Origin of the sequence: Bacillus sp. XT-2 (assembly GCF_025696525.1) — a bacterium.
GTDB lineage: Bacteria > Bacillota > Bacilli > Bacillales > Bacillaceae > Bacillus > Bacillus halotolerans.
This window is the reverse complement of record NZ_JAHVOC010000001.1, coordinates 1,044,437-1,052,957: the sequence shown is the minus strand read 5'-3', so window position 1 is coordinate 1,052,957 and position 8,521 is coordinate 1,044,437. Positions and strand designations below refer to the sequence as shown.

Annotated in this window: 10 protein-coding genes and 2 pseudogenes; 5 read left to right on the top strand and 7 right to left on the bottom strand. The window is 36.4% G+C overall.

Going from position 1 to position 8,521, the window contains the following annotated elements; translation table 11 throughout:
• The first annotated feature begins 95 nt into the window (after positions 1–95).
• A complete protein-coding gene (locus KXD37_RS06070) occupies positions 96–326 on the top strand; it encodes a hypothetical protein (RefSeq protein ID WP_127696872.1) in 231 nt (76 codons plus the stop codon).
• 7 nt (positions 327–333) lie between these two features.
• Here KXD37_RS06070 and KXD37_RS06065 read toward each other — a convergent pair whose 3' ends face one another.
• From KXD37_RS06065 to KXD37_RS06045, 5 genes and pseudogenes are all read right to left on the bottom strand, one after another.
• Positions 334–393, bottom strand: a complete 60-nt coding sequence (locus tag KXD37_RS06065; RefSeq protein ID WP_255004945.1) for a hypothetical protein — start codon at positions 391–393, stop codon at positions 334–336.
• A 115-nt stretch (positions 394–508) separates the two neighbouring features.
• Complete coding sequence (locus KXD37_RS06060; protein WP_254518301.1) at positions 509–628, bottom strand: UPF0715 family protein; 120 nt, start codon at positions 626–628, stop codon at positions 509–511.
• Positions 629–965: 337 nt separating this feature from the next.
• A pseudogene (locus tag KXD37_RS06055) lies at positions 966–1,111 on the bottom strand (XRE family transcriptional regulator); the annotation flags it as partial.
• Positions 1,112–1,382: 271 nt separating this feature from the next.
• The gene (locus tag KXD37_RS06050) at positions 1,383–1,859 is read right to left on the bottom strand and encodes a hypothetical protein (protein WP_223257246.1); all 477 of its coding nucleotides are present in this window, start codon (positions 1,857–1,859) and stop codon (positions 1,383–1,385) included.
• Positions 1,860–1,952: 93 nt separating this feature from the next.
• Positions 1,953–2,186, bottom strand: coding sequence for a hypothetical protein (locus KXD37_RS06045; protein WP_106021718.1), 234 nt, complete (start codon positions 2,184–2,186; stop codon positions 1,953–1,955).
• 347 nt (positions 2,187–2,533) lie between these two features.
• Here KXD37_RS06045 and KXD37_RS06040 point away from each other — a divergent pair, with 347 nt between their 5' ends.
• The 4 genes from KXD37_RS06040 to KXD37_RS06025 all read left to right on the top strand — a co-directional run bounded on the left by KXD37_RS06040 (position 2,534) and on the right by KXD37_RS06025 (position 4,560).
• Entirely contained in the window at positions 2,534–2,794 is a 261-nt protein-coding gene (locus KXD37_RS06040) for a hypothetical protein (RefSeq protein ID WP_081638323.1), read from the top strand.
• A gap of 324 nt (positions 2,795–3,118) precedes the next feature.
• On the top strand, positions 3,119–3,163 hold the full coding sequence (locus KXD37_RS24080) for a hypothetical protein (RefSeq protein WP_372588338.1): 45 nt from the start codon (positions 3,119–3,121) through the stop codon (positions 3,161–3,163).
• A 133-nt stretch (positions 3,164–3,296) separates the two neighbouring features.
• On the top strand, positions 3,297–4,427 hold the full coding sequence (locus tag KXD37_RS06030; RefSeq protein ID WP_188323045.1) for a tetratricopeptide repeat protein: 1,131 nt from the start codon (positions 3,297–3,299) through the stop codon (positions 4,425–4,427).
• Positions 4,417–4,560, top strand: coding sequence for a hypothetical protein (locus KXD37_RS06025; protein ID WP_024121692.1), 144 nt, complete (start codon positions 4,417–4,419; stop codon positions 4,558–4,560). Before KXD37_RS06030 ends, KXD37_RS06025 begins: the two co-directional genes overlap by 11 nt.
• Before the next feature lie 28 nt (positions 4,561–4,588).
• Here KXD37_RS06025 and KXD37_RS06020 read toward each other — a convergent pair.
• Both KXD37_RS06020 and ppsA read right to left on the bottom strand, forming a co-directional pair.
• Positions 4,589–5,476, bottom strand: a pseudogene (locus KXD37_RS06020) (DNA polymerase thumb domain-containing protein); the annotation flags it as partial.
• Between the two features lie 293 nt (positions 5,477–5,769).
• On the bottom strand, positions 5,770–8,373 hold the full coding sequence (gene ppsA, locus KXD37_RS06015) for a phosphoenolpyruvate synthase (RefSeq protein ID WP_188323046.1): 2,604 nt from the start codon (positions 8,371–8,373) through the stop codon (positions 5,770–5,772).
• Between the last annotated feature and the right edge of the window lie 148 nt (positions 8,374–8,521).

The following is an 8,521-nucleotide window of genomic DNA, read 5'->3' as shown; positions in this document are numbered from 1 at the left end:
AATAAAACACTTCTTTTATCTTGATTCTTTATGCTCTCGGATTAAGACACGTAATCGTGTTAAGGTTAATTCATGACTGCATAAGGAGTGATACCTTGCTAAAAGTTGCAAAAATTTCGGTTTCTTGCATTGCATTAGTCTTGTGCGTATACTCACTGTTTAATCAAAATGAATTATTGTTGCTGGTTGTTCAATTGTTTGTTGCAGCACTTTTATCAGTAGTCGGAATTGAAGCGATATTAAGCAAACAAAAACTGTCTGGATATTTATTGTTTGGAACAGCAGCCTTCTTACTTGTTGTAAACGGTGTGAAATTCATGATTTAAACTTATTTTAATTCCGTAAGAATATAGAGTCCCAGAACCAATAAATGAAAGCTGCAACAATGCTCATAATGAAATAATTTAAGCTTTTTAGCACAGCAAGCAAGAGCACTTGTTGGATTAGTCACAACAAAGAACGATAACGCAGCTACAAAAGCTATAGCTGTGTAGATAAAAAGATTAATTTAAACTTTTTTCCTCTTTTTCTCAGCAGCACTTGCAAATTGCAAAGGGACAGCAAACACCAAATAAGTGATTAAAGCGTAAAATCCTATGATGCCAATAGTGACTAATGCGATTGCCATAAATCCAGAGTATAAAAGATTGAGCATTATTCAACCTCTGAAAATAACCACCGCGTTACGAAATAATTCATATCATTAAACTCAAACCATAAATTCTTTATCCAAACGTCTCTTAAGCTTTGTCTCTTTATGTGAACTCTTGATAATAAATTCTGTTCGGATCTGTTTTCACCTGGTTTGTTGTACTTAAATGTTCCTTTTCATACATCCTCCATTAAATCAATATCATTTTTCCACCTTGACTATCAGTAACCCATTCGCCGTTATATTTACATTTGCTCACTGTCCTAGAAAACTTGTAATTCTTTCCCAACCTTATAACTTTAGTTTACCATTATTATCCTGAGTGATCGATATGGTTATGATCTTTTTGAAATAGCAACAACTCATGCAGCTCAATGTTTAGGTATGTGAAGAGTTATCTAACAGCTCTCTTGGGTACCGCTCCATTTCATACCTGTATAGCTTTCTGACAATCGCAAAAGTGATCAATTCACGATTAAAATGTCTATATCAAATGGTGTTTTTATGTAAATTTAAAACAAGCAATAAACAAATAAAAACTGCCTCTATTGTTATTTTTCGTAATAATAGGATTTGACCCAATGATAATTTCTACCCTTATTTTCACACCATTCAATAAATCCCTTTGATTGTTTTTCTGTAAACAACACCCAGTCATTCAACAGATCTTGATAATAGTTAAGTGCTTCGTTATTGTTATTTCTTGTTTGTTGACATTCTACCTTGTTGTTTAACTGCCGTGACTTAGTAATAAGTGCTGTATCTTCTTTAATATCGCCAAGATACAAATCTTGGATATATAATGAAATGAATACCAAAGGGCGTTCAAATTAATATCGATTAGCGTTAATAAGGATAATTGTTCATTGCTGCCACCAAGTCTAAGTGCATTGTATAAGTAATCGACACGTTTAGCATTTAAAAACACGCCATACCACCTATGTGGTCTTGGATCTTCGGGGTTACTCTTCATCCATACCTCAAGTAAAGGCTTTAAAAGTTCCTTTTCCAAAGGATGAACGAGTGTATGATGAATATCATCTGATGTTTCAAATAAAGCAAATAGCCAACAAGCAAAATTCTGTTGTGCATTATGATCCCATGTCTTTGCCTCATCAATAAAGGAAGATAATGGTTTAAAGGATTCCTTACGTAACCCTTTTTCTTTGAGAGAGCAGAACTTTTTAAATAATGGATATTCATCCAATCTGTCACTTTTCAATATATTAGTTAAGATATTTACTATTGTTCACATCTCTCTTTGTTTAGAATAAAATACATGTTTTATACAGAATTGATACTAATAAAAATCTCCAAAAGGAAGGCTGTCTTTGAATAAGGATTGGTGAACTGCGATTACTTCTGAATCATTTTCTTTCTCTTTTGCCTCTGCTTTAGTTAGAAACATTGTATTTTGATAAATGTAATGAACCTCTGTTTCTGGTATCAGATCAGCGCCACTGTCTACATATTCATATATCCAATCTAATGCGGAAGCCTCACACTCTATATCTTCCACCGCTTCTGAAGACAATTCATCATTCTCCTTGATGTCCTTTAGATAACTTTCCAGGTCATAAGATTCGCCATCTTCAGGGATGTAAACAGAACAGCGTTCCGCATCATCATCATCTGAAGTCCTAATTCATTTATAATCTCCTATAAACAAACCGCGGTGCAGCTTGAGAGCCATGATCCTGCGTTTTCAATTCAGTTTGGAGGTCTTTCAAAAGCTGAATATCTTGATTCATTCGTTTCCCCCTAATTTGTTTAAAACCACGATTTTGAAAATAAATAGGCTTTTATGATCCTTCATTCACTTCCAAATAAACTCCAGATATTGCATAATAAATGCATAATATGTAAATGGAGTTGATATAATTGAACCCTCGAAAAATTTTATTGAGTTCTGCTTTAACATTCGGCATGCTAATATCCGCTGTTCCTGCCTTGGCAACGAATGTTTCATCTGAAGTTGTTGTGAAAAATGATGAATATGAGTACGATACCATATATCAGCTTAGTCCCATACCAAACTTCAAGCCTTCTCTTGAATACAATGGTTATACTTATACTCTTACAAATTATTATTTTGATTACTCAATAGGGTTTTATAAGGCTATTTATACAAAAGTTATTTAAACTTATAAGGGGCTTTTTAGCTCCTTTTTCTTGTTTTAAGCAAGGTGTTTCTTCCTATGTGATCTTTTATGTATGAAATCAACCGTAATATCTACTTTTGCTGGTTCCTTCTTTTCTGTTGCGCTGAGTAATAACAATCACTTGGCTATATTTTGATTCCTCAATGATCTCGACTGATTAACCCTTAGATGTAATATAAGTACTAGGATCGTGTACGATATACGACTTGACGGTATTAGGTGACAATTTGACAGAGAAATTTAATGCACTTCTAACTTTTTTAACTGCAATGGGAATCATTGTTGACCCGACAACTCTCAAGGTATTTCTGATAGTGAACAAGCAATGGATTATGATTCACCGAGATAAAACCCCTACCCTTCTCTTAATCGAGGAGGGTATTTTTTTCGCTTTTTAAGAAAACGTTAATCTTCCTTAAACACTTAAATATGATAAAATATTACATATTTAGTCTATTGGATACATAGAGGGAGGGATTTCAATGGAGCAATTAATTCCGTCATCCACGGTTGGAGTTAAAATCAATGAGTGGTATAAATACATACGGATGTTCGCCGTTCCAGATGCTGAGATATTAAAAGCAGAGGTTGAAGAAGAAATAAAACATATGAAGGAAGATCAAGACTTATTGCTGTATTATTCTCTAATGTGTTTTCGTCATCAGCTAATGCTGGATTACCTTGAACCTAAGTCATTGAATGAAGCACGTCCTAAAATTTCAGACTTATTAGAAAAGATCGAAAGCAGCCAAACAAAGCTTAAAGGTGTCCTGGAATACTACTGCAATTTCTTTAGAGGAATGTATGAATTTGATAAGAAGGATTATATAAATGCAATAAGGTCATATAAAATTGCTGAGAAAAAGCTCGCTTTAGTAACAGATGAAATTGAACGAGCTGAGTTTTATTTCAAAATGGCTGAAGTGTATTATCACATGAAACAAACCCATGTATCAATGCACTATGCTGAAGCAGCCCTTAACATTTATAAAGACCAAAAAACTTATACTGTTCGCCGAATACAATGTGCATTTGTTGTAGCAGGCAACTTTGATGATCTGGAAAGTCATGAAAAAGCAGTTCCCCATCTTCAGAGAGCCCTAAAAGACTCAAAAGCCATAAACAAACACAAACTAATTGGTGCATCATTATATAATTTGGGAAACTGTTATTATAAGATGAAAGAGTATGACAAAGCTGCTGAATATATTGAACAAGCAGTTTCATTGTATGAAAGAGATAAAAGCGATCTCCTCCCTCACACGTTATTTACGCTGACACAAATTCACTTTAAAATGAAGGATATTGAAAAAGCCTTGGTTCTTTACAAAAAAGGAAACGAGAAAGCAAAAGCAATAAATGACGATGTCTTAATTGCTGAGTTTAATTACTTAAAGGCTTTATATATCGACTCTATAGATAAACGCACAGTTTTCCGAACTTTTTCTGTACTTAAAGATAATGTTATGTATCCAGATTTAGAGGAATTAGCACTCGACACGGCTAATTATTGTAAGGAGATAGGGCAATTTGAAAACTCAACCACCTTTTTTGACGTCATGGTGGATGCCCGAATCCAAATACAAAGAGGAGAGTGTTTATATGAAATTTAAACTTGCATTAGCCACCTTGTCAGTTGTCGTTGGATTAGCAGTGTTTAGTGGCTTTTCATCCTCGAATGACCAAGAATTCCATGAAGCTAAAAGGAACATTACTTCTATTCAACCAACCAAGTTTTTTGTTTAATGTTTAGCCCTTCTCATTGAGAAGGGTTTTAACTCTTATGTCCACCTGTTAGCCTAGCTCTGTGAAGTGCTGTCCCTGCAGGTGTATAAGAAACTGCTCTCAGAATCGCTTTCGATCCGTATTTGCTTCTAATTCCATCCATAACGAATCCAAGCTTTCTTCTCTTTTTATTATCCACTTCAAATAAACTAACCTGCTGATTAACATCACCCTCAATATTTGATAGTGTGACTGAGATATTACTCACTGTTTTACCCGAGTAAAACTTATAAAAGCGCATCAAGCAACATTCATAAATGTCCATTGTGATATTTGTGGGTAGATCAATTGTTTTGGATCGATGAAAACCACCGCCAAGCTCATCTTTACTGTAACCAATTCCTAGGCTAATTGTTCGACCAACTTTATTATGTGCACGTGCCCTTCTTGCGACTTCCTCACAAATCTCCAGAAGAACAGCCTTAATCTCTTCTTTTCTTGTGTAATCCCTCATTAAAATTTGACTCTTACCAAAACTAATCTGACCTTGCATCAACGGAGCACCTATTTCTGATAAATCAATTCCGTGAGAGGTAGTACAACTGGTTTCCCATTATTCCAAACTTCTTTTCAAGCAGCTCTAAAGGAAATTTAGCCAACTGACCTACAGTTGATATTCCCATCCGATTCAGATTTCTTTCCATCCTCCCTCCTATTCCCCACATTTTAGACAGCGGGTGAACCTTCCAGAGTTTATTTGGTACATCTTCATATCTCCAACGTGCAATACCACTCTTTGTTTTCTTACTCTCCAGGTCAAGCGCAAGCTTACTGAGTAACATGTTATCTCCAATGCCTACTGTGCACATTGGCCAAATTCTCTCCACATGCTACTTTGAATTGCTTTGACCATTTCTTCAGGATCTTCTTTTTCTGCAATGCAGATTTCCCACGCTAAGCAATTATTACATAAAAAAGCCGGATCCCCACTCTATGGGGATCCGACTTTACTTATTGTTAGAGTATTATTTTTTCATTTTTTTATATTTCATCGATTCTCTAATCTTGTCGAAGAATAGCTAAGGCCTCAATGTGTGTAGCAAGCCATCAAATATTCAACATTCACTAAGTGTCCTTATCTCTGCTCAAGAAGATAAAAGAATGAACAGTATAACCGTTCTTTTATCCATTTAAGGCGTCCATTATGATAAGATCTTAATTGATAAGCCATTACAATATTTCAATGTACCCTTCTGTTCCATTCACACGAATTCGTTGCCCGTCTTTGATTAGTCTGGTAGCATTTTCAACTCCAACAACTGCAGGTAAGCCATATTCACGCGCTATAACTGCTCCATGGGTCATCAGTCCACCAACTTCGGTGACTAGGCCTTTTATGGATACAAACAATGGTGTCCAGCTAGGATCAGTAAAGGAAGTGACTAATATATCTCCAGCTTCTAGATCAGCATCTTCCATGTTTAAGATGACACGTGCTCGCCCCTCTATAACTCCGGAGGAAACAGGTAGACCTACAATCGCTCCGGCTGGGAGATTTTCTCGTTTGTACTCGCCTGTAATGATTTCACCATCAGACGTGATAACACGTGGTGGAGATAGTTTTTCATATAAATTATACTCGTCTTTTCGTTTGCTTATGATTTGGTAATCCAGTTTATTTGTGCGTACGACTTCGTGAAGTTCTTCAAAAGTGAGATAGTATATATCTTCTTTTTCATGAATAACGCCCACTTTTACGAGTTGTTCGGCTTCTTTCAGTAAAGCCTGCTTATAAACGAAGTAGCGATTAACCATGCCGTATTTTGGATATTCCCGATAACCGATGAAATTCCGGATTATGTCGATCATTCGTTTGGTTTCTTTGGCTTTTTGTTCACCATCCGGTAATTGCTTCAATCGATCTAATAACTCTTGTTCTTTCTTCAAAGCCTCCTGTCGCCCTTGTTCAAATTTCCGATGGCTGGCATTAGACTCAAAGTTTTTGATATTATTAAGAATCATTGGGACAAGTGTAGTTGGTTTTTCGCTCCACCGAGTTCTTGTAATATCAATTTCTCCGGCACACCGCATTCCGTATTTGTTGAGATAAGCATAGATAGCGTCTTGGATTTTCTGTCCATTTTCAAACTCAACCAGCTCATCCAAAAAGTGATCATTTTTTACATGCTGTAAATAAGCAATTACTTCTGGATAAGGACGTATCACGTCTGCGACGTCCAATAGCGCAAGACCCATTTCTGAAGTAATATTATGAGGTACAGATTGAGAAAGCGTATCTGCTGCGTTTTTTTCGCCTAACCACTCGTTCATTTTTTCGTTAATCCATGATGTAGCATTTATAGCAGCCATAAACACAGCCGAACTTTGTGGGTCAAATAAGATCTTCTTTAATTGCTGGATATCTTCGAGAATAAAATCAAACAAATCCGATCCCGATTTCGTTTGGATGTTTTGTTTTAACTCTTCTATCGATGTTTGACTACGCTTAATCAAATCAGAAACGATTGTTGGATCGTTCTCGAATTGTGCCAGCATATCTGTATTGTTACTTCGGTTGGGAATCGTTGCTGTTTTATCATTTGGTATCGACTTAATGAAATCCCGTCGCTCAATTGTTGTCATAAGTGCGTCTTTTAAGAGCGGATCGTGTTGTCCCATGCCATTTAATAAAAATTCTCTGCTGTCAGGTGATGCCAGATTATGTGTGACATCAACAAATAACCTTCCACCAGCTTTATGCATGGGTGCAGAAGTCGTCAACAGAAAAAAAGACAATCCCAGTGGTTTTATGGGATCCGTCATCATTTGTTGATGACCAACAGAGATATAGACGTGATTTTCTTGATCACTCGCTTCAGGGATAGGGTATAAAGTTGTGATTGGACGACTCTGGACAATATAAAAAGTATCGTCAACCAAACACCATTCGATATCTTGCGGGCAACCAAAATGAACTTCGATCTGTCTCCCGATGAGTGCCAGTTGTAAAATTTGTTCATCAGTCAGTGTTTGAGTCTTTTGCTGAGTAGGCTCGATCTGCTGTGTTTCTGTTCCTCCTTCTTTTCGTCCATAGTTAGCCAATTTTTTGGTTGCTATCATCTTATCGACGATTTGCTCATCCTGTACTTTATAACAATCGGCAGATACCAAGCCAGAGACCAGTGCTTCACCAAGTCCAAAACCGGCATCGATGGATAACACCTTTCTGTTGGAAGTGATTGGATCAGCGGTAAATAAAATCCCCGAAGTCTGTGGGAAAACCATCCTTTGAATGATAACGGATAAATAAACTTGGGTATGGTCGAATCCATTTTGCATGCGGTAGATTACCGCGCGATCCGTAAATAGGGAAGCCCAGCATTTGCTGATATGCAGCAAGATCGCTTCTTTGCCGATAATATTTAAATAGGTATCTAGCTGACCGGCAAAAGAAGCATGTGGTAAATCTTCAGCAGTCGCACTCGAACGTACGGCATAGGCATGTTCCTCACCAAACTGGGAGAGATAGTGAGCAACTGCTTTCACAACATCGGAAGGAATTTCTATTTCCATAATGATTTGTCGAATCTTTCTGCTGATTTTACCAATTTGATCTCGATCCTCAACTTTTAGCATGGCCAATTGATCCAACAACACTTGTAACGTTTCGTTTTGTTCGACGGCTTTTTGATATCCTATAGTTGTGACACAAAATCCTTCTGGTACTTGCAGACCTTGAATTTTTGATAATTCCCCTAAATTTAACCCTTTTCCTCCAACAAGCAAATGCTGTGTTTTTTCAATTTCGTGAAAACCAAGAACCAAAGAACTCATTCTACATCTCCCCTTCAAAAATAATAATTGACAAAGAGCTTTCCAGCATGATATAATAAAAATATAAGATGGATATCTATAACTTTTTACACAGAAAGCACACGTAGTCTGATTATATCACCGTGTCTATTTTTGTGCAATATAAAAA